General features: G+C 40.0%; 20 protein-coding genes. All 20 read left to right on the forward strand.

Annotated elements, in window-relative coordinates:
• Positions 1-14 precede the first annotated feature (14 nt).
• Entirely contained in the window at positions 15-1091 is a 1077-nt protein-coding gene (gene gmd, locus DWW52_RS00485; protein ID WP_118713521.1) for a GDP-mannose 4,6-dehydratase, read from the forward strand.
• The gene (locus tag DWW52_RS00490) at positions 1091-2167 is read left to right on the forward strand and encodes a GDP-L-fucose synthase (RefSeq protein WP_118713522.1); all 1077 of its coding nucleotides are present in this window, start codon (positions 1091-1093) and stop codon (positions 2165-2167) included. Before gmd ends, DWW52_RS00490 begins: the two co-directional genes overlap by 1 nt.
• 2 nt (positions 2168-2169) lie before the next feature.
• A complete protein-coding gene (locus DWW52_RS00495; RefSeq protein WP_118713523.1) occupies positions 2170-3321 on the forward strand; it encodes an adenylyltransferase/cytidyltransferase family protein in 1152 nt (383 codons plus the stop codon).
• The gene (locus DWW52_RS00500) at positions 3318-3653 is read left to right on the forward strand and encodes an L-rhamnose mutarotase (protein WP_118713524.1); all 336 of its coding nucleotides are present in this window, start codon (positions 3318-3320) and stop codon (positions 3651-3653) included. Before DWW52_RS00495 ends, DWW52_RS00500 begins: the two co-directional genes overlap by 4 nt.
• Positions 3654-4976, forward strand: a complete 1323-nt coding sequence (gene fucP / locus DWW52_RS00505; protein ID WP_118713525.1) for an L-fucose:H+ symporter permease — start codon at positions 3654-3656, stop codon at positions 4974-4976.
• On the forward strand, positions 4969-6012 hold the full coding sequence (locus DWW52_RS00510) for a mannose-1-phosphate guanylyltransferase (RefSeq protein ID WP_118713526.1): 1044 nt from the start codon (positions 4969-4971) through the stop codon (positions 6010-6012). The genes fucP and DWW52_RS00510 overlap by 8 nt, the downstream gene beginning before the upstream one ends.
• Before the next feature lie 45 nt (positions 6013-6057).
• On the forward strand, positions 6058-7017 hold the full coding sequence (locus tag DWW52_RS00515; RefSeq protein ID WP_118713527.1) for an NAD-dependent epimerase/dehydratase family protein: 960 nt from the start codon (positions 6058-6060) through the stop codon (positions 7015-7017).
• 158 nt (positions 7018-7175) lie between these two features.
• Entirely contained in the window at positions 7176-8132 is a 957-nt protein-coding gene (locus DWW52_RS00520) for a glycosyltransferase family 4 protein (RefSeq protein ID WP_118713528.1), read from the forward strand.
• Positions 8133-8537: 405 nt separating this feature from the next.
• The gene (locus DWW52_RS00525; RefSeq protein WP_118713529.1) at positions 8538-9176 is read left to right on the forward strand and encodes a DUF6266 family protein; all 639 of its coding nucleotides are present in this window, start codon (positions 8538-8540) and stop codon (positions 9174-9176) included.
• A gap of 15 nt (positions 9177-9191) precedes the next feature.
• Positions 9192-9374 carry a hypothetical protein gene (locus tag DWW52_RS00530; RefSeq protein WP_118713530.1) on the forward strand — a complete coding sequence of 61 codons (183 nt, stop codon included), beginning with the start codon at positions 9192-9194 and terminating at the stop codon, positions 9372-9374.
• Between the two features lie 579 nt (positions 9375-9953).
• Positions 9954-10478, forward strand: a complete 525-nt coding sequence (locus DWW52_RS00535; protein ID WP_118713531.1) for a UpxY family transcription antiterminator — start codon at positions 9954-9956, stop codon at positions 10476-10478.
• A 2-nt stretch (positions 10479-10480) separates the two neighbouring features.
• Positions 10481-11167 (forward strand): hypothetical protein, encoded by a 687-nt coding sequence (locus DWW52_RS00540; RefSeq protein WP_118713532.1) that lies wholly within the window; start codon positions 10481-10483, stop codon positions 11165-11167.
• A 51-nt stretch (positions 11168-11218) separates the two neighbouring features.
• The gene (locus DWW52_RS00545) at positions 11219-12529 is read left to right on the forward strand and encodes a UDP-glucose/GDP-mannose dehydrogenase family protein (protein ID WP_118713533.1); all 1311 of its coding nucleotides are present in this window, start codon (positions 11219-11221) and stop codon (positions 12527-12529) included.
• A 2-nt stretch (positions 12530-12531) separates the two neighbouring features.
• The gene (locus tag DWW52_RS00550; protein WP_118713534.1) at positions 12532-13746 is read left to right on the forward strand and encodes an NAD(P)-dependent oxidoreductase; all 1215 of its coding nucleotides are present in this window, start codon (positions 12532-12534) and stop codon (positions 13744-13746) included.
• 3 nt (positions 13747-13749) lie between these two features.
• A complete protein-coding gene (locus DWW52_RS00555; RefSeq protein WP_118713535.1) occupies positions 13750-15201 on the forward strand; it encodes a lipopolysaccharide biosynthesis protein in 1452 nt (483 codons plus the stop codon).
• 119 nt (positions 15202-15320) lie between these two features.
• Complete coding sequence (locus DWW52_RS00560) at positions 15321-16319, forward strand: sugar-transfer associated ATP-grasp domain-containing protein (protein WP_158582442.1); 999 nt, start codon at positions 15321-15323, stop codon at positions 16317-16319.
• Between the two features lie 67 nt (positions 16320-16386).
• Positions 16387-17502, forward strand: coding sequence for a sugar-transfer associated ATP-grasp domain-containing protein (locus DWW52_RS00565; RefSeq protein ID WP_158582443.1), 1116 nt, complete (start codon positions 16387-16389; stop codon positions 17500-17502).
• Positions 17495-18655, forward strand: coding sequence for a CapA family protein (locus DWW52_RS00570; RefSeq protein ID WP_118713538.1), 1161 nt, complete (start codon positions 17495-17497; stop codon positions 18653-18655). Before DWW52_RS00565 ends, DWW52_RS00570 begins: the two co-directional genes overlap by 8 nt.
• Positions 18656-18658: 3 nt before the next feature.
• On the forward strand, positions 18659-19735 hold the full coding sequence (locus DWW52_RS00575; RefSeq protein ID WP_118713539.1) for a sugar-transfer associated ATP-grasp domain-containing protein: 1077 nt from the start codon (positions 18659-18661) through the stop codon (positions 19733-19735).
• A 5-nt stretch (positions 19736-19740) separates the two neighbouring features.
• Positions 19741-20658 carry an ATP-grasp fold amidoligase family protein gene (locus DWW52_RS00580; RefSeq protein ID WP_148315301.1) on the forward strand — a complete coding sequence of 306 codons (918 nt, stop codon included), beginning with the start codon at positions 19741-19743 and terminating at the stop codon, positions 20656-20658.
• Positions 20659-20661: the final 3 nt, after the last annotated feature.

Consider the following 20661-nt stretch of genomic DNA (forward strand, 5'->3'; position numbering starts at 1 on the left):
ATTATTGAAATAGTATGACAAAGGTTGCATTAATAACTGGCATAACAGGTCAGGATGGGTCTTTCTTGGCCGAATTTTTACTGGAAAAAGGGTATGAAGTACATGGAATAATTCGGCGCTCCTCGTCCTTCAATACTGGGCGAATTGAACATCTTTATTTGGATGAATGGGTGCGAGACATGAAAAATAAACGGTTGATTAACTTGCATTATGGCGATATGACGGATTCCAGCTCGTTGGTTCGGATATTGCAACAAGTGAGACCAACCGAGATATATAATCTGGCGGCACAAAGTCACGTGAAAGTGTCTTTCGATTGCCCAGAATACACGGCTGATGCGGATGCTTTGGGGACTTTGCGTTTGCTTGAGGCGATACGTATACTGGGAATGGAGAAAACATGTCGGGTTTATCAAGCCTCAACTTCAGAATTGTACGGGTTAGTACAGGAAGTTCCTCAAAAAGAGACAACACCTTTTTACCCTCGTTCCCCGTATGGTGTGGCCAAGCAATATGGTTTTTGGATCACTAAAAATTATCGGGAGGCATATGGAATGTATGCGGTTAACGGGATATTGTTTAACCACGAGAGCGAGAGAAGGGGAGAGACTTTTGTTACGCGTAAGATCACGATAGCTGCAGCACGTATAGCGCAAGGGTATCAAGATAAATTGTATCTGGGTAATATAGATTCGTTAAGGGATTGGGGATATGCTAAAGATTACGTGGAATGTATGTGGTTGATTCTTCAACATGATACCCCGGAGGATTTTGTTATTGCGACCGGGGAATACCACACGGTACGGGAGTTTACGACACTTGCCTTTAAAGAAGTGGGCATTGAGCTTCGCTGGGAAGGGAAAGGAATAGATGAGAAAGGTATTGATGCGAGAACAGGTAAGGTGTTGGTCGAGATAGATCCGAAATATTTTCGTCCCGCAGAAGTCGAACAATTGTTGGGGGACCCGACAAAAGCTAAAACTTTACTTGGTTGGAATCCTCAAAAGACTTCATTCCAGGAATTAGTGAAGATTATGGTCGAGCATGATATGAAGTTCGTGAAGAAAATTCATCTTAAAGCACAAATGTGATGAATAAGGATAGTAAGATATACGTGGCTGGACATCGAGGACTAGTCGGGTCGGCAATATGGAATAACTTAATTTCTAAAGGGTATACTAATTTAATCGGGGCAACTCATCAAGAATTGGATTTGCTGGATGGAGTATCCGTGAAAGCGTTTTTTGATAAAGAAAAACCCGAGTACGTGATTCTTGCTGCAGCGCATGTTGGAGGGATAATGGCAAACAATACTTATCGAGCAGACTTTATTTACGAGAATTTGCAGATTCAACAGAACGTGATAGGAGAGAGTTTTCGGCATCACGTGAAAAAGTTACTCTTTTTAGGTAGTACTTGTATTTATCCTCGGGAAGCTTCCCAACCTATGGTGGAAGATTGCCTGTTGACCTCGACATTAGAATACACGAATGAACCTTATGCGATAGCTAAAATTGCAGGTTTGAAATTGTGCGAGAGTTTTAACTTGCAATACGGAACTAATTATATTGCGGTGATGCCGACAAATCTCTACGGGCCGAATGATAATTTTCATTTAGAAAATAGTCACGTGATGCCTGCAATGATTCGAAAGATATTTTTGAGTAAATGTTTGATGGAGGAGGATTGGAATGCTTTAAAAAAGGATTTAAATACTCGTCCTGTTGAGGGGGTAAACGGGGAATGTGGTTTGGATGTGATTCTTCCTGTTTTAGGGAAATATGGTATTTATTCTGATCGGGTTGAACTTTGGGGCTCTGGGAAACCTTTGAGAGAATTTTTATGGAGTGAAGAAATGGCTGATGCGTCTGTATTTGTGTTGGAACACGTGGATTTTAAAGATACTTATCAAGAAGGAGAGAAGGAGATTCGCAATTGTCATATTAACGTGGGTACGGGGAAAGAAATCTCGATTAAGCAGCTTTCTGAGGTAATATCGAGTGTTATGAATTACAAGGGGAAAATTAAATTTGATACTTCTAAACCGGATGGTACCATGCGAAAGTTGACGGATCCATCGAAACTTCATGCTTTGGGGTGGCATCACAAAATAGAGGTTGAAGATGGGGTAAAATATTTATTTGAATGGTATAAAACGACTTTATAATTATGACAAAGAAAGTGTTTGTATCCGGTTGTTACGATATGTTACATAGCGGGCATGTTGCTTTCTTTAAAGAAGCTGCTCGGTTTGGTGATTTGTATGTCGGAATTGGTTCGGATAAAACAATATACGAGTTAAAATCCAGGCAAACTGTTTGTTCCGAAATTGAACGTTTGTACATGGTTAAAGCTGTTCGGTACGTGAAAGATGCTTGCATAAATTCCGGTTCCGGGATGATGGATTTCGTGGAGAGTGTGGAGCGTGTCAAACCGGATGTATTTGTGGTAAATGAGGATGGCGATTCAGAGATTAAAAGAATGTTTTGCAAGGAACGAGGTATTGAATATGTGGTGTTGAAGCGTGTTCCAGAGGACGGGTTGACAGAACGTTCAACAACTTCAATAAGGAATACGGTTAAGTCCCAGTTACCTTATCGTTTGGATTTGGCTGGGACGTGGATAGATCAACCTTATGTCTCTAAATTTTCCCCGGGATGGGCGTTGACAATTTCTTTGGAACCCACGATTGAATTCGTGGAGAGGTGTGGTATGTCAACCTCAACACGAAATGCTGCGAGGAAGATTTGGCCTTACCAGTTGCCGAATTATAATAGCGAGATGCTTGCCAAGTTGCTTTTCTGTTTTGAAAATGAGCCGAATAAGAATGAACATGTGTCGGGAGCACAGGATGCAATAGGTATTTGCATGCCGGGTTTGTGTCGTCATTATTATAATAATAATTACTGGCCGGAAAAAATTGAATCTTGTTTGGATGAGGATGTTTTGTGTTGGTTGGAGGAACATCTTTGCATGATGTTGATGTTTCCTCGTAGACCTGGCACTACGGTCGTGGAAAATAGTCATTTGTGCGAGGAGAATGTCAAGGAACTGGCTGATGCGGCTTCTCGATGCTGGGATGCTATCATGCGGAAAGATTTGCAAGGTTTCGCTGCTAGTTTCAAGGCCTCTTTCGAAGCTCAGATTAAGTTGTTCCCCGGTATGATGGCCGAGGGAGTTGCCGAAGAGATAGAGAAATATAAAGATAAAGTGTTGGCATGGAAAATGCCTGGGGCAGGTGGAGGAGGATATTTGGCAATGGTTTGTGAAAAGCCCTTGGAAGGATCAATCAGGATAAAAATACGAAGGAGGTTAGAATGAAAAGATTTTGCCAAATGTTAAGACTCAAGGAAAATAAAGATTTGATAGAAGAATATACTCGCGTGCATGCTAATGTGTGGCCGGAGGTACAACGAGGGATAAAAGAAGTTGGGATTCTTGATATGCAAATTTATGTTCGCGATAATTTATTGTTTATGATCGTGGACACGATTGATGGTTTTGACTGGGAACGTGATATGACAAGGTTATCCATGCTTCCTCGTCAAGCTGAGTGGGAACGGTTCGTGGCTAAATTTCAAGATGTAGAAGAGGGGGCGTCTTCACGGGAAAAGTGGACTTTAATGGATAAGATATTTGAACTTGTAAAATAGATGAGACATTCTCTTTTTAAATCCAGATCTGGTATTAATTATTTAGTACCTTTTATTATTATTACCTCATGTTTTGCGTTATGGGGATTTGCCAATGATATAACTAATCCTATGGTCAAGGCTTTTTCCAAGATATTCAGGATGAGCGTAACGGAAGGATCGCTCGTGCAAGTTGCTTTCTACGGAGGATATTTTGCCATGGCAGTTCCCGCAGCTTTGTTTATTAGGAAGTTTTCTTTTAAAAGTGGAATATTGATGGGATTGGCCTTGTATGCAACGGGGGCATTGTTTTTTATCCCTGCAAAATTTAGCGGGGAATATTATCCCTTTTTGATAGCTTATTTTATTTTGACCTGCGGTTTGTCTTTTTTAGAAACGAGTGCGAATCCTTATATCCTGTCCATGGGAGATGAAGAAACGGCAACTCGCAGGTTGAATCTGGCACAGGCTTTTAATCCGGTGGGATCTTTATTGGGGATGTTCGTGGCAATGCATTTTATTCAAGCTCGGTTAAATCCCATGAGTACGGAGGAAAGAGGTTTGCTCGATGAGAGTTCGTTTAATGCCATTAAAGATAGTGATTTGTCTGTTTTAATCACTCCTTATATCTGGATTGGAATTCTTATCGTACTTGTATTTTTATCCGTGCTGTTGTGTAAAATCCCGTCAGTGGGTGACGCTTCAACAGGAGGAACGAAAAACATTTCTGTAAAAAAGTCTTTCCAAAAATTGATTGGTAATAAAAAGTACCGAGAAGGAGTGATTGCTCAATTTTTTTATGTTGGGGTACAAATCATGTGTTGGACTTTTATCATTCAATATGGGACTGGTATATTCATGAGAGAAGGGATGACAGAACGTGTCGCAGAGATGTTAGCCCAGAAGTATAACATGGTGGCGATGTTGATATTTTGTGTAAGTCGATTTATGTGTACTTTTTTATTAAAGTATATAAATTCAAGTAAATTGTTGATGGTACTGGCTTCTATAGGAGCAATTTTGATGCTTGGGGTGATCGGATGCGAGAATCGAGAAGGTATATATTGTTTGGTGGGAGTTTCTGCTTGTATGTCTTTAATGTTCCCCACGATTTATGGAATTGCTCTCTGTGGATTGGGAGAGGAAGTGAAGTTGGGTTCGGCTGGTTTGATTATGGCTATTTTAGGGGGCTCTCTTTTGCCACCTCTTCAAGCCATGATTATTGATATGAAAACAATTATGGGGCTATCGGCAATAAATGTTTCGTTTGTAATTCCGTTAATTTGTTTCATGGTGGTTATTATATACGGGAAAAGAACATTGAAATATAGTAATTATGAATAATAATCATTTGGTTATAATGGCAGGGGGAATTGGTAGTCGTTTTTGGCCCATGAGTACTCCAGAAATGCCCAAACAGTTTGTAGATGTTTTAGGAGTAGGTAAAAGTTTACTCCAACTCACGGTAGAAAGATTTAGCGGGGTTATTCCGAGAGAGAATGTATGGATCGTGACATCTAAAAATTATAAAGATATTGTGACGACTCAACTTGATGGAATTCCTAGAGAGCAACTATTACTGGAGCCTTGTATGAGAAACACGGCACCATGTATTGCTTACGTTACATACAAGATTAGAAAAAAATATCCGAATGCTAATTTGGTCTTTTCCCCAGCAGATCATATCGTGTTGGAGATAGAGAAATTCAAAAGGGTAATAATGGAGAGTTTGGTATTCACGTCTTTTCCCGGTAGAATCGTGACGTTAGGGATAAAACCTACGAGGCCGGAAACTGGTTACGGTTATATCAAGGGTGAAGTAGAAGCGGGTGCTAAAATAAGGAAAGTGGAGGCTTTTAAAGAAAAGCCCGGTTATGATCTGGCTAAAAAGTACGTGGCGGAAGAATGTTATTTTTGGAATGCGGGGATATTTGTTTGGAATGTTAGTACAATTATTTCAGAATTTGAAAAGTATGTACCCGAATTGGCTCGAAAATTTGCGGCGTTAGATCCCGTGTATTATTCTTCAGATGAGCAAACGGCTATTGATAAAGAGTTTGCAACTTGCGAGAGTATCTCGATTGATTATGCGGTGATGGAAAAAAGTGAACGTGTTTTTGTTTACCCAGAGGATTTCGGGTGGAGCGATCTTGGAACCTGGGGAAGTCTATATACTCATTTGGAACAAGATAATCATGGAAACGCTATTGTCGGTGAAAACGTGAAATTGGTAGATTGTGAGAATTGCGTTGTTTATGTTCCTGGAATGAAAAAAATGGTTATGCAAGGATTGAATGATTATATCGTGGCAGTTAACAATAACTTGTTGCTTGTTTGTAAAAAAGAAAAAGAACAAGAAATTAAGGAATGGCAAAGTTAGTGATAAAAGTGGATGTGTGTGAAATTCTAGTATTATAAATTGGTGATGAATATTCTTGTTACAGGTATCCATGGTTTCGTGGGTTCTAATCTTGTGTTGTCCTTAAAAGAGAGGCATGTTCTTTATGGGTTGGATATTGTTTCTCCTGAAAAAGAGGGGGTGACAAAGACTTATTCGTGGGATGAGTTGGAGGGAGTGGAAGGGATAGATGCGATCGTGCATTTGGCGGGGAAGGCGCATGATACAAAAAATGAAGCCGTGGCGGAAACTTATTTCACGATAAACACGGGGTTGACCCGGAAAGTTTTTGATTACTTTCTGAAATCTTCGGCAAAGAAATTTATCTTTTTCAGTTCGGTAAAGGCGGCGGCGGATTTCGTGGTGGGGGATAAATTGACGGAGGAGGTGATCCCGACTCCCAATGGGCCTTACGGGGAGAGTAAAATTGCGGCAGAGAATTATATACAGGAAAAGGTGGCTGGTTACAGGTTACTGGGGGCAGGTTGTGAAAAACAGGTTTATATATTGCGGCCTTGCATGATTCACGGGCCGGGAAATAAGGGAAACCTGAATTTGTTGTATAACGTGGTGAAGAAGGGGTTGCCTTGGCCGTTGGGGGATTTCGAAAACAGGAGGTCGTTCACGTCGGTGGATAATCTTTGTTACGTGGTGAACGGGTTGATCGAGAAGGATGTCCCGTCGGGGATATATCATATGGCGGATGACGAGGCTTTGTCTACCAACGAGTTGATCCGGGAGATGTGCAAGGTGATGGGAAAGAAAGCACATATCTGGAAGATGAACAGGGGGTTAATGAAGGAGTGTGCTGGGTTAGGGTCGCTTTTGCATTTGCCTTTGAATCTGGAACGGTTGAGAAAATTGACAGAAAATTACGTGGTGTCGAACGAGAAGATCAAGCGGGCGTTGGGGATTGAACGGATGCCGGTGACGGCGGTGGAAGGGCTGAGGAAAACGATAAGATCGTTTTCTGATTTTAAATTTTAGATTTACGATTTTAGATTGAGAAATCTTATTGAAAATGATTTTAGATTTCTACGGCATGGAGATAGCCTTTGGTTCGTTACAAATTACAGGTTTTTCCTTGTCGTTTAATTTTATCCCTTTTCCCATTCTAAACTCTAAATTTTAAACTTTAAATTTTCATGGAATATTACTTGGTGGTAATGGCGTTACTGCTGGGAATGGAGTTGCTTTATTTCCGGGTGGCGGATCGGTTTAATATTATAGATAAACCGAACGAGCGGAGTTCTCACACGAGGGTCACGCTGAGAGGGGGCGGTATTATTTTTTACGTGGGAGCGTTGGTTTATTTCGTGGCGAGTGGTTGCAGTTTCCCTTGGTTTATGCTGGGATTGACGTTGATAGCGGTGGTTAGTTTCGTGGATGACGTGCGTTCTGTTCCCCAGAAGGTAAGGCTGGTATTTCATTTCGTGGCGATGTTGTTGATGTTTTACCAGTGGGGAATGATTGCCTTGCCGTGGTGGTACGTGGTGGTGGCTCTGGTGGTTTGCACGGGGATCATTAACGCTTATAATTTCATGGACGGGATTAACGGGATCACGGGAGGGTATAGTTTGGTGGTATTATGCGCGTTGGGATACGTGAATATGCAGGTTGTTCCTTTCGTGGACGAGGGTATGATCTACACGATGATTCTTGCCGTGGTGGTATTTAACGTGTTCAACTTTCGCCGAAAGGCCAAATGTTTTGCCGGGGATGTGGGTTCCGTGAGTATCGCTTTCGTGATCTTATTTTTGCTTGGAAAGTTGATGCTGGAAACGGGGGATTGGAGTTATATTATTTTCTTGGTGGTTTACGGGGTGGATAGCGTGTTGACGATTATTCACCGGTTGATGTTGCACGAGAATATCGGTTTGCCACACCGGAAGCACATGTACCAGTTGATGGCAAACGAGTTGAAGATGCCGCATGTGGCAGTATCCTTGCTATACATGCTGGTACAGGGGGGAATTGTTGTGGTATACTTGGCTTTGCCTGATCTGCATTATGTTTGTTTGGGGGGAAGTGTCGTGGTATTGGGGTGTGGGTATGTGCTGTTTATGCGGAAGTATTTTCGGTTACACTTAAAGATTGTTTGATGATTTAGTGATCGTTGATTTGTTTGCGATTTGAAAATAGATAGTATGCCTCGGGGAAACCCGGGGCATTGTTATTTTCACGGGTGTTATTTCAGAGAAAATCGGATGTTGTATTGTTTCCAGGTTATATGGTTGTTTTGCAACAGTCGTAAGATTTACGGGTGTTGAAGAGGGGTGAGATGATGCCGGTATTCGAGCGATTTGAAAAGATTTGAAAAATAGTTGCTAAAATATTTGGAAATCCGGTATTTTTGATTATATATTTGTGACATCGAAACTTTACACGATGTTTTAAAGAAACAGCGACATCGTATCAACCATTCCTTCAAATGGGAATGCATCCAGGGAGTTCAAGGTAATCCCATTTTACAGTTAATCCTATTGTTTTATTTAAAATTTGAAATTATGGCAATTCATGATTCTGTTTTGTTGGGTGCGATGTCTCAATCAGTTGATAACCTTACGATGTGCGTGTGTCGTAAACTTCGTATCGTGCGGCATAAGCCCAAGCATGTTACTAATCCTAGAACCGACAAACAACGGACGCAACGGGCTAAAATGAAGGCGATCATCGAGGTGGCTCGGGCATTTGCTCCGGTGGCAAAGATCGGCTTCCCGGCTCAACCCGCGGGACAGACCGGGTATAACGGGTTTGTCTCGGCGAATTTGCAGGCCGTGACGGTAGATGAGAAGTTCGAGGGAATCGTAGATTATACTCAATTGGTATGTTCGGGGGATATGAAATTACGTACTCCGAAAGTGACCGTAACGATTGCAGGTAAAGTGGTTTCTTTCACGCAGGAAAGTCAAGATGCCAGTTCGCATGCTAGTCTGGATGATCAGGTGTATGCCGTGCTTTACGAAAAGGCATTGGATGAGGTGGAATTGGTGAAGTTGAGAGTGCGTGGGGAGAGCGGATCAACCAGTTTCACGTTACCGGAAGAATGGACGGCGGCTGAAGTTATGGTATATTCTTTTGCCACGACTGTTGCCGGGAGAAAGACCTCGAAAACGTTGGTGTTGACCGTGGAAAGCGGGGAATAATAGGAGGGAGATGTTATGAGTAAGGTGATTGTATTTATGTTGGGTTCATGCTCAACGTTTAGTATTCATATCGGATTGATGTACGTCAATTGGTGTGATATGTTGCTCGCTCATGCGGTGAGCCTGGTAGGGGGAGTTGTGAGTGCGGTGGTCGTGGCTTGGTTGCAGCAGAAATGGAAAGGGAAGTTTAAAATTTAGAATTTAAAAGGGTTTTGTGGGAGTGGTAAAAGTATTGTAAGCTTTTGCCACTCCTTTTTTTGTTCTCAGAGGGAGGACGAGATTTGGGGGTGGCGATTTCGGGTAGATAAGATGAGTTGAATTATGAATCTCGTATATTGTCTTGCTTGATATTTGTGATATATACAAATCAATAGAATAGTGCTTGTGGAAATGTCCAAATAAAGATATGATTTGTTAATAATTGTGTTTTTAGAAATCTCCAAAAAGATAAATACTCTTTAAAAGTCACTGTTTTACAGGCTTCTCAAGATACTTTTGTAGCGCTAAAAACAATGTGAAATAGGGCTTTTTAGATCGTGTGTGTCTAGAAAACGTGTAGTGCGAATTTGTTTCATAAGAGATTAATTGGGGACAGCTCTCCCTCAAAGACAGTTTTCACAAGTTGTACCTGTTTAAGGATGGCGTGTGAAACACATGGAAAAAAATATTAGTTCCTGATAAAAAGGTTAGTGCGCGAAGCGCATCCGGACGATAACAACGGATTAATATAAACTATGAAATAACCATGAGAGCCTTTTCTGATTTATATACCTAAATATGCTTGATAAAGAGACTAGATTATACTGGTACGCTGCATATACGAAAATTAATCAAGAATTAATCATTAAAAAAAGATTGGACGCCTTGGGGGTGGAGAACTATCTGGCAATGCGGGAAGAACTTCGGGAAATCCCTGACGGGCGAAAAAAAGTTCGGGTGATATTGATTCCGCACTTGATATTTATCAGGACGGATCAGTTGACGTCTTTTTCGTTGATTAATGAACATGGGTTGAATATTGTATATCTGAAAGATAGTGAGACTCGTCACTCTTTAGTGGTTCCTGATAGGCAAATGCAAGATTTTATGTTTCTACTCGACTTTTCGGAGGGTACGGTTGAAGTTCTCAACAAAGAGTTGAAAAGTGGCGATCGGGTTCGAATTATCAAGGGGCCCTTGATGGGACTGGAAGGAGAATTGTTACGGGTTAAGGGACATAAAAGGGTGATCGTGAGATTGGAAGGTGTAATTTCTATAGCAACTTCATATATACCGGGAACTTTCTTGGAAAAAATAGGATAGTGATGGAGACAAATATTTTTAATGGTTTGTATAAAAGGATATGGAGTATGCGGGTAACTGATTTTCCTCCCGCGGCTTTATCCGGTTTATTGCATGGTTATCTTTCGATCTACTCGATGGTACGGGTCAACCCTTGGTTGGAAGAAGAATATAATACTCTTGGAGAGATTTATGACCGTATCCGGGAAATCGGAAGAGTGTTGAGTAATCTCGTGAAAGATCCCTCTATTCATGTGGAAGAACGGGTTGGGTACGTGGCCGATCTGATGGATTGTTATCTGGTGTATTCCGATATGAAATACGTCAATACGGCTTTGGATGCGGCTTATGAGATTTTGTCCTTGGAAAATAACGGGAAGGAGAAGGAGGCTTGTCGTACTCCGGAAATGTGCCGGATGTTGTGTAGTTGCTATTATTTCACGAACGAGGAAGAGTGTGCTCGGTTGGCCGGGGAATTAGTGAAAGAATGGAAAAGTGAGAGGAGAATGATTCCCGTGGAGATAGAATGGAGATGGGTACGGGCTCTTGAGTTTTATAATAACACGATGGGGTATGAGAAGTTTTCTAATTCACAGATTCTGCCTTTCTGGGAGAATATTCCCGAAATAATTTCCGAGGATTCGAGTCTGTTAACTCTGTATTTTGACATCTTGTCGGCCGAGGTATATGAAAAAATGCGATCAAGGTAGATTTGTAAATAATTTATTTCGTAAATGATAAATAATTAGAGCGTTAATAATATGAAAATTGCAATCGTCGGAACCGGGTATGTCGGTCTGGTTTCAGGAACATGTTTTTCAGAAATGGGGGTGGATGTGACTTGTGTGGATATTGATCAAAAGAAGATACACGAGTTACAAAGAGGTGTTATTCCAATTTATGAACCGGGTCTGGAAGATATGGTTTATAAGAATATAAAGGCGGGAAGACTTCATTTTATAACTGATATAACAGACGTGTTGAATGACGTTGATGTAGTATTTAGTGCGGTGGGAACTCCCCCGGACGAGGATGGAAGTGCAGATTTACGTTACGTGTTGGAGGTGGCCAGGACGGTGGGGAAAAACCTGAATAAGTATGTTTTGTTCGTGACGAAAAGTACGGTACCGGTGGGAACAGTGCGGAAGGTTCAAGAGACCATACGTGAAGAGATTGATAAACGGAATGTGAATGTCGAGTTTGATGTGGCAAGTAACCCGGAGTTTCTGAAAGAGGGTGCTGCTGTTGACGATTTCATGCGACCGGATCGTGTTGTCGTGGGAGTGAGCAGTAATAGGGCGAGGGAGATCATGACCCGGCTTTATCGTCCGTTTATGTTGACGAACGACCGGATGATTTTTACTGATATCCCGTCTGCCGAGATGATCAAGTATGCTGCAAATTCGATGTTGGCTACTCGCATTAGTTTTATGAATGATATTGCTAATTTGTGCGAGCTAGTCGGTGCCGATGTGAATATGGTGCGCAAGGGGATAGGTAGTGATAGTCGTATCGGGGCGAAATTTTTGTATCCGGGGTGTGGCTATGGAGGAAGTTGTTTCCCTAAAGACGTGAAAGCTTTGATCAAGACCGCGGAACAAAACGGATATGATATGCACGTGTTACAAGCCGTGGAAGTTGTGAATGAAAAGCAGAAAAGATTATTGTTCGATAAACTGAGTTCCCATTTCAATGGCGATTTAAGGGGTAAAACTATTGCCATGTGGGGGCTGTCTTTTAAACCGGAAACGGATGATATGCGGGAGGCGCCGGCATTGGTACTGATTGATCTGTTGTTGAATGCGGGTTGTAATATTTGTGTTTATGATCCTATCGCCATGGATGAATGCAGGCTTCGGGTCGGGAATCTTGTCACTTATTGTAAAAATATGTATGAAGCAGTTGTTGATGCGGATGCGTTGTTACTGGTAACGGAGTGGAAAGAATTCAGGGTTCCGAGTTGGAAAGTATTGACAAAAACCATGAAACAACCTGTTATTATGGATGGTCGGAATATTTACGATCGGAGAGAGATGGGTGAATTGAATTTTGAATATTATTGTATAGGTTAAAGATGAAAATAGGTATTATAAAGGAAACTAAAGTTCCTGAGGATAATCGGGTGGCCTTGACTCCGGATGAAATTGTTACTTTACAGCAGCAATTTCCGGCTTGCGAGATTGTTGTGCAAAGGAGTGATATACGAGCGTATACAGATGAAGAGTATGCATGTAAGGGGATAAAACTTGTAGAGCGTGTGGATGATTGTGATGTCCTGTTTGGGATTAAAGAGGCTGATATAGAGTCTTTAATTCCGGATAAGCATTATTTCTTTTTCGGACATATCGCGAAAAAGCAACCTTATAATCGGTCATTGATAAAAAAAATGATGGCTTTGGGTATTACCTTTACGGATTACGAGTATCTGGTTGACGAATGTAACGTACGATTGTGTGCTTTTGGTTGGTGGGCTGGTGTTGTAGGTGTTTATAATACGCTACGGGCTTATGGGATTCGGTATAAGCAATTTGAATTACCGGAACCAGACCGGAAATTTACGCTTGATTATATGTTGAAAACGGTCAAGGGGTGTAAGTTTTCAGATTTGAAGATTATATTAACGGGTAATGGAAAAGTTTCACGCGGGGTTCAGTATTTTCTGGATAATGTTGGAGCAAAAAGAGTTGAATCTCACGACTTTTTAGTTTTGGATGAAGTTGATTCTATTGTATACACCGTATTGGAATTGCCGGATTTGGTAAATTTAAAAGATCAAAAGGGGGAGTTTGACAGGAATCTGTTTCATGCACAACCGGATGCTTATGAAAGTAATTTCTTGACTTATGCAAAAACGGGTAATGTTTTTATCTCCAGTCATTTCTGGGGAGAGTGTGATCCGGTGTATTTGTCTCAGGCTGATTTGAAAAATCCGAATGTTAAAATAAAAATTATCGGTGATATAACTTGTGATATTCAGGGATCGATTCATTCTACTGTAAGAGCAACAACGCATGCGAATCCGTTTTATGATTATAATCCGGAGACCGGATTGGAAGAAACGGCTTTTTCGTCAGACGATAATATAACAGTTATGGCTGTTGATACTTTGCCTAACGCTTTAGCATTGGATACGAGTGCTTTTTTTGGAGAAGCACTTATAAAACACGTATTCGGGGATATTCTCCAAGGGAATATGGAGGGAAGCAAGGTTATAGAAAGAGCGACAATTTTGAAGGAGGGGCATCTTACGGAACGGTTTAGTTATTTGGAAGATTACGCCTTAAATTAAGTAATGACAGGAACTTTAGCCCAGCGGACAATATCGGGAATGCTATGGAATTCCTTGCAGCGATTTGGAACACTTAGTATTTCATTTCTTGTAAATCTAGTGCTTGCCAGATTATTGTCTCCGGAGGATTTTGGTTGCATTGGTATGTTGATGGTTTTCATTGCGGTAGCCAATGCTTTTATTGATGGCGGTTTTGGGGCAGCATTGATACAGAAGAAGTTTCCCACGCAAGAAGATTATTCAACTGTTTTTTATTGGAATTTGGTTTTATCTGCCGTGTTGTTTATTACTTTATTCTTCGCGGCTCCTGCAATAGCCCGTTTTTATAAAATACCCTTGTTATGTGATGTTTTACGGGTGCAGAGCTCAATTCTTATATTGAATGCTTTTTATTTGGTGCCATCTAATATATTACGTAAAAAATTGGAATTTAAATCATTGGCCAAGGTAAGTATCGTTTCGTCATTGTTGAGTGCCGTAATTGGGATCACGTTGGCTTTATGTGATTTTGGGGTTTGGAGTTTGGTTGCCAATATGTTTTTTTTGAGTTTATTCCAAGCTCTCTTTTTTTGGTTTTGGTATGAATGGCGCCCCCTGTTTTTTTTTAGTTGGAAATCTTTTAAGGAGTTGTTTAGTTTCGGTAGTTTGATGTTGTTGTCGAGTGTTGTTGAAACGATCTATGGAAATGTATCCTCGTTAATTATTGGTCGAGTTTATTCTGCCCGGGATCTGGGATTCTACACGCAGGCAAAAAAAGTCGAAATGGTGCCGACGAATAGTTTGGCGAATATTGTGAATTCCGTTACATTTCCAGTGTTTTCACAAGTTCAAGATGATCGGGAACAGTTGAGGTATTATGTCCAAAAGAATGTTAAATCGATAACGTTTATTACTTTTCCCTTGATGGCGTTGTTGATTGTTGTCGCGCAACCCTTGTTCACGTTCCTGTTCACGGATAAATGGGATAGTGCCGTTCCTTATTTTCAAATATTATGTGTTGTCGGGATGGTGGATACATTGAATTCTACGAATACAAATGTATTTAAATCTCTGGGGAAGAGTGGTATATTTTTTACGGTACAATTAATAAAACGGAGCCTTGGAATCGTGTCCATACTAATCGGATTGCAGTATGGTATTTCGGGATTATTGTGGGGTATTACAATATCCGGTTATTTGAATTTTTTTATCAATGCTTTTGTAACCGGGCGATTGATAAATTATGGTATTAAAGAACAAATGAGGGATGTCGGATTAAGTTATTTGTTGGCTTTGATAGCAGGTTGTGTTACTTTTTTCTTGTTCTCATTTGTCGAGTGGCATTATTTTATATCTCTGGTTGCGCAGGCGATTGTTTATGCGGTTGTTTATTTGGGAGGTGCCAGTGTGATGAAGTTGGAGGGGTATTCCATTTATCGGAAGATTTTAATTGATAGAATGAAGAAGGTCATATGATAAAAAGGTTTTGCGTGTATTTTTATACGAGAGGTTTATCGTGTATAGATTTAGTGAGAAATAGAAAGAGGTATGTTTTAGCTGATTCTTATTATTCAGAGTTCGAGTCAAAATCTCGTGTGAGAATTTTTTTTCAACAGCTCGGTTTTATCCTGAGATACGGTTCGTTTGAACCTTTTTATTTCCTGTACGGATTTGATAAAAAAGAAATGTCGAAAGGGAAAATGGCTCAATACATTACACCGTATTGGCGTTTTCAAAAGAAAATAGACAGGCTTAATATTGCTCCTCCTAAATATGGGCGTTTTCATGGTCGTACGTTGACATTTGACAAGTATTATTTTGGTTTGATATTGGAAAAATTAGGTTTTCCGACACCAAGATTGTTCTGTTACGTGAAGCAGGGGAAAATTTTGTATTTATATAATCAAGATAAAGAATCTGAATCCATATCGAATGAGGACAGCCTACGGCACTTTCTTTTAGAGGATAAAGATGCTTTTGTAAAGCCGAGCGATGGACAGTTGGGAATTGGAATCTTTTCTTTAAAAGTTGAGAATCAGGTTATATACAAAAATGATGAGGAGATCACCTTGGATCAATTGTGTGAAATTTTATCGACCGGTAATTATTTGATTCAAGAAAGAGTATATCAACACCAGATGTTGAGTGAGTTATGTCCTTACACGTTGAATACGATACGTTTGCAGACCGTTATGACGAATGAGGGGAACGTGCTACCGTTTGGTGCAGGCTTGAGAATCGGAAGGAAAGGTAACGTGGTGGATAATTGGGCTAAGGGAGGTGTTTTTGTAGGGATTGATATGGATAAAGGGGAATTGTTTAAGTATGGTTTTTTGAAACCACAATTTGGAACTAAAATAGACAATCATGTTGATACCCAAGTTGTATTTGAAGGGGTGAAGATTCCTTATTTTAAAGAGGCTGTGGAAGGTGCTTGTGCGTTACATCAGCAATTGTATCGGATGCATTCTATCGGATGGGATATTGCAATAACGGAACATGGATATATTTTTATAGAGGCTAATGGGTTGTGGGAAATTTCACTGGTACAGGCGGTACATGGCGGTTTAAAGGAAGTTGAACAATATTTTTAGAATCATGTTGAGAATCATATTAAGGAAGTGTAGAAGTGGTGTTTCTCTTTTTCGTAAAACGAGAAAGATGCAAAAAGATTCAAAAAAGAGTTTTTTCCTTCTCCTCGATGATTATTTGAAATTGAAGAAGCGGAAAGGAATTCGTTTTGATGAGTTTTTTCAATATGAATTTGATAAAAAAGATGAGAATTTTAAAAAAGCATATCTCGGAGAAAATGAGAAAAGGGCTTATCTTGATCTTTTGAATCCTAAAAAATATTATGTCGTTGCCAGAAATAAATACTTTTCTCATTTATTCTTGGAGAATGTCGGCATTAAGACTCCTTGTCTATATTGTTATTATGATCCGGAATATGTGGGAATCCAAGGGGATGGTAAGATTGCTTATGATTTGAATACGACATTAGAAATTCTAAGGAAAAATAATGTGCAAGAATGTGTGATAAAGCCTGTTGAAGGTACTCATGGTGTCGGTGTTTGCTTGATACGGTCTATGGAATATCTTGCTGATGATTGTGTTATGAGACGGTATGATGGGGACGTGGTAAAGTTGTCAGAGGTTTTGTCAACGGAAGCAATGATCTTCGAGGAGATTGTTAAACAAACGAGGCAGTTTGGAGACTTCAATCCTTCTTCGGTGAATACGGTTAGGATTGTTTCTACTTTATATCCTGATGGGGAGGTACGATTTGCTTCATTTTGGCTCCGGATCGGTAGAAGTGGCAGGTGTGTGGATAATGCAGGAGACGGTGGTAATATTAATGCTTCTATAGATTTAAATGACGGGACGATTTATAATTCAATTCAATTTAATGGATGGCGAAATATTAAGAATATTGATTCACACCCGGATACGGGGGTACAATTGGCCGGAATTAAAGTAGATCATTGGAATCGTATAAAAAACGAGATTGTTAAGTTTCAGCAGAGTATGCCTATTTTGAAAGCTATCGGTTGGGATGTTGCCATTACCGATATGGGACCGGTAATTTTGGAAATTAATGATTTTTGGGACGTAACAGATCAACTCGTATGTATTATGAATAAAAGAGATGAAATACGAAAATGTTATCTGGCCTGGAAGAGCGTGGAAGCTAAAAGAGAGAAGAAACTTTATCGTTTCGAACGTCAAAATAATGAATTGTCTGATTCGGTGTTAAATAAAATTATTCGACATGAGTAAGTGTGTGAATGTTCTTTTTTGTGGAGATTTTTGTTCGACACCTTCTCCGTCACTGATAACGGTATCAGACGAACTGAAAGAATTGATTTCTTCAGCGGACTTGCGAGTTTGTAATTTTGAAGTTCCTGTGAAATCAGAAGGTAAAGCGATTGATAAGATACCGCCAATACTGTCTCAGTCAGTTGAATCTCCTGATTTCTTGGAGAGTTTGGGATTTAATGTTATTTCTTTAGCCAATAATCACATGTTTGATTATGGTAAAGAAGGTTTTTACCAAACGAGAGATTCATTTTCAAAGGTGGTAGAGGTATTGGGGGCGGGAACTTTTGAGGAAGCGTATAAAGTGCATGTTGTAGAGTGTAACGGAATCAAAATAGGTTTTCTTGCAGTTGTTTTTGCCTGTTCCGGGGTGTTGAATGAAGAGGCGGAGCGTGGTGATTTGGGGTGCGCAATGATAAACCATTTGAAGGTGAATCATTTAATTGTAGATGCTAAAAAGAAGGTGGATTTTCTTTTTGTTTATCCTCATGATGGGATTGAATACGTGGGAATTCCGCTTCCTGAAGTAAGGGCTCGTTATCGTGATTTCATTGATTGGGGAGCTGACGGGGTTATTGCTCACCATCCTCATGTTCCGCAGGGGTGGGAAGTATATAAACAAAAACCGATATTTTATAGTTTGGGGAATTTCTTTTTTAATTCGAAACAAACTCCCGATTATAAAGCGAAAACGGATTACTGGTATAATGGTTTACTTGTAAAAATGGACGTGGGTGTGGAGTTAGAAAAGACTATAAACTTTGAGGTATACCATGTTTTAAACGAGGGAAATATTCATTTGGGATTAGATCATACTGCATCTATAAAAAGTCATGTGCAGGTTTTATGTGAGGCGTTACAGGATGATCGCATGTATGAAGAGCTTCTAAAGCAAGAGATGTTGAGATTATGGAAAAGTAAGTATTCGCCTACATTGAACTGGTCTTTCCTTTCGGCTTCAACAGAATATGGATATGTGAATTCTTTCAAGAATAGTCTGAAAGGCTTTCTTGGGAAGAAAGCAGATTTGAAGGATTTTTATGCTTTCATGAAAAATGATAGTGATAGGAATTTAATCATTCGATGTCTAAAAAAAATGTATAATTATAAGTGATTTATGAAGGAAAAAGTCATGTCGTTGATCCAGTTCTGGAGGAGAAAATATAAATTTCTCTCGTTGACTCGTCAATATCAGAAAAATATAAAGGAAATGGGGGCTACTTGTGAGTTGAAAAATTTAACTAAAGAGCAGAGTGATGAGATTCAAAAATACTATATGGAGCATTATGGGAAAAAGATAAAACTAGATTGTCATCGGTATTATTATTCTGTCAATGATCTGTTTTCTGTAAAGTATATTCCGACATATATTTATTATTCCCAGATAACGCCATTGTTTAATGACGTGAAAATGAGGGTTGTGTATTCTGATAAAAACATGTCGGACAGGTTATTCCCGGATATGTTGCAACCTCGGGGAATTATTAAAAATATGAATGGTTTCTTTTATCACGAGGAGAAACCGATAGATCGGGAGACGGCGATAGGGCTTTGTCATAATTTACCTGATGCGGTTATCAAACATAGTATTGATTCTTGCCAGGGAGAGAGTGTTATTCGTTTCTCATCTATTCACGGAATAACTTCTTCTCAAAATAGAACTGTTAAAGAGCTGTTCGACTCGTACGGGAAGAATTTTCTGGTACAGGAGGCTGTTTCGCAGCATGAACGTCTGGGATCTTTAAACCCGTCTTCTTTGAATACGATAAGAATTATGACCTTCTATCGGGATAATAATGAAGTTGTGCCTTTGTTTGCCGTGCTGAGAATGGGGCGGAAAGGAGTGAAAGTTGATAATGCTTCTGCCGGAGGTTTGTATTGCGGAATTAACGAGGAGGGGAAATTAGCTAAATATGCGTACACTTTAAAACCATTTGGCAAATACTTGACGTCAGATTCCGGGGTGGTATTTGAAGGTTTTGAAGTTCCTCGATTCGGAGATCTCGTTGCTAAGGTGAGGGAGATGCATCAAATGTTACCTTATGCCAGACTGATCGGGTGGGATATGTCCGTGGACGAGAATAATAATATCGTGTTGATTGAAATTAATCCCACGGATACTGGAGTGTTCCAAGCCACGGGACCCGCCTTTGGAGACTACACGGAGGAGATATTACATGCGATTCGTAAATAAGCAACGTGATTAAAATAAGAGGAATGTATTTGTTGGTGAAAAGAGTCGGGCGTGACCTTAGAAATCGTTATTATACACGTATTGGGAAAAAGAATCCCGAGAAGTTAGCGAAAATGCTATTTAAAAAATATCACGGGAGAGAGATGAATCTTGATTGTCCTGTAGAATTAGGAGAAAAGATTAATTGGTTGAAATTTCGGTCAAATACGGAGAAGTGGAGTGAATTGACAGATAAATATGCTGTCAGAAAGTATGTTCAAGATTCAGGATTGGGACATACTCTGAATGATTTGTACGGGGTGTATGACCGAGTTGAGGATATTCATTTTGATACATTGCCAGACTCGTTCGTGTTGAAGTCGACTAACGGGGGAGATGGAAAAAATGTTCTGATTGTTAAGGAGAAAAAGAGGTTAGATATCCCGTTCGTGAAGAAAGAACTTGAAAGATGGTTCACAACTTCTTTCGGTTTAGCTAGTGCAGAACCCCATTATCAGAGGATTAAACCAAGAATTATAGCCGAGAAGTACCTGAAACCCCAGACTGCAGAAGATTTGTCTCTCGTGGATTATAAGTTTTATTGTCTGAACGGGAAAGTATATTCGGTTTTCTTATGTTGCGACCGGATCGGGAAAGAAACTCATTATGCATTTTATGACAAGGCATGGAATTTTTTACCAGGGAAAATATTGTCGGAATACGAGGCGGAAAAAGTATATCCCAGACCCCAGTCCTTTGATAAAATGGTAGAATATAGTGAAATTCTTGCAAAAGAGTTTCCTATCGTGAGGGTTGATTGGTATGAAATAGACGGAGAACCTGTTTTTGGAGAAATGACATTTACCCCGGCGGCGGGTTTCCTTTTTAGATTTACGAAAGAATATTTAGTGGAGATGGGCGAACAAGTCGTTTTGCCATCCTGATGA

Source organism: Odoribacter sp. AF15-53 (assembly GCF_003479425.1).
In the GTDB taxonomy this organism is placed as follows: Bacteria; Bacteroidota; Bacteroidia; order Bacteroidales; family Marinifilaceae; genus Butyricimonas.

Excerpts from the sequence above, each read along its gene's own strand:
- DWW52_RS00555 (WP_118713535.1), top strand. The coding sequence starts at position 13,750 with ATGACAGGAACTTTAGCCCAGCGGACAATATCGGGAATGCTATGGAAT.
- DWW52_RS00490 (WP_118713522.1), top strand. The coding sequence starts at position 1,091 with ATGAATAAGGATAGTAAGATATACGTGGCTGGACATCGAGGACTAGTC.
- DWW52_RS00575 (WP_118713539.1), top strand. The coding sequence starts at position 18,659 with ATGAAGGAAAAAGTCATGTCGTTGATCCAGTTCTGGAGGAGAAAATAT.
- DWW52_RS00495 (WP_118713523.1), top strand. The coding sequence starts at position 2,170 with ATGACAAAGAAAGTGTTTGTATCCGGTTGTTACGATATGTTACATAGC.
- DWW52_RS00535 (WP_118713531.1), top strand. The coding sequence starts at position 9,954 with ATGCTTGATAAAGAGACTAGATTATACTGGTACGCTGCATATACGAAA.
- DWW52_RS00540 (WP_118713532.1), top strand. The coding sequence starts at position 10,481 with ATGGAGACAAATATTTTTAATGGTTTGTATAAAAGGATATGGAGTATG.
- DWW52_RS00525 (WP_118713529.1), top strand. The coding sequence starts at position 8,538 with ATGGCAATTCATGATTCTGTTTTGTTGGGTGCGATGTCTCAATCAGTT.
- DWW52_RS00545 (WP_118713533.1), top strand. The coding sequence starts at position 11,219 with ATGAAAATTGCAATCGTCGGAACCGGGTATGTCGGTCTGGTTTCAGGA.
- DWW52_RS00530 (WP_118713530.1), top strand. The coding sequence starts at position 9,192 with ATGAGTAAGGTGATTGTATTTATGTTGGGTTCATGCTCAACGTTTAGT.
- DWW52_RS00550 (WP_118713534.1), top strand. The coding sequence starts at position 12,532 with ATGAAAATAGGTATTATAAAGGAAACTAAAGTTCCTGAGGATAATCGG.
- DWW52_RS00515 (WP_118713527.1), top strand. The coding sequence starts at position 6,058 with ATGAATATTCTTGTTACAGGTATCCATGGTTTCGTGGGTTCTAATCTT.
- DWW52_RS00500 (WP_118713524.1), top strand. The coding sequence starts at position 3,318 with ATGAAAAGATTTTGCCAAATGTTAAGACTCAAGGAAAATAAAGATTTG.
- DWW52_RS00570 (WP_118713538.1), top strand. The coding sequence starts at position 17,495 with ATGAGTAAGTGTGTGAATGTTCTTTTTTGTGGAGATTTTTGTTCGACA.
- DWW52_RS00520 (WP_118713528.1), top strand. The coding sequence starts at position 7,176 with ATGGAATATTACTTGGTGGTAATGGCGTTACTGCTGGGAATGGAGTTG.
- DWW52_RS00510 (WP_118713526.1), top strand. The coding sequence starts at position 4,969 with ATGAATAATAATCATTTGGTTATAATGGCAGGGGGAATTGGTAGTCGT.
- fucP (WP_118713525.1), top strand. The coding sequence starts at position 3,654 with ATGAGACATTCTCTTTTTAAATCCAGATCTGGTATTAATTATTTAGTA.
- DWW52_RS00565 (WP_158582443.1), top strand. The coding sequence starts at position 16,387 with ATGCAAAAAGATTCAAAAAAGAGTTTTTTCCTTCTCCTCGATGATTAT.
- gmd (WP_118713521.1), top strand. The coding sequence starts at position 15 with ATGACAAAGGTTGCATTAATAACTGGCATAACAGGTCAGGATGGGTCT.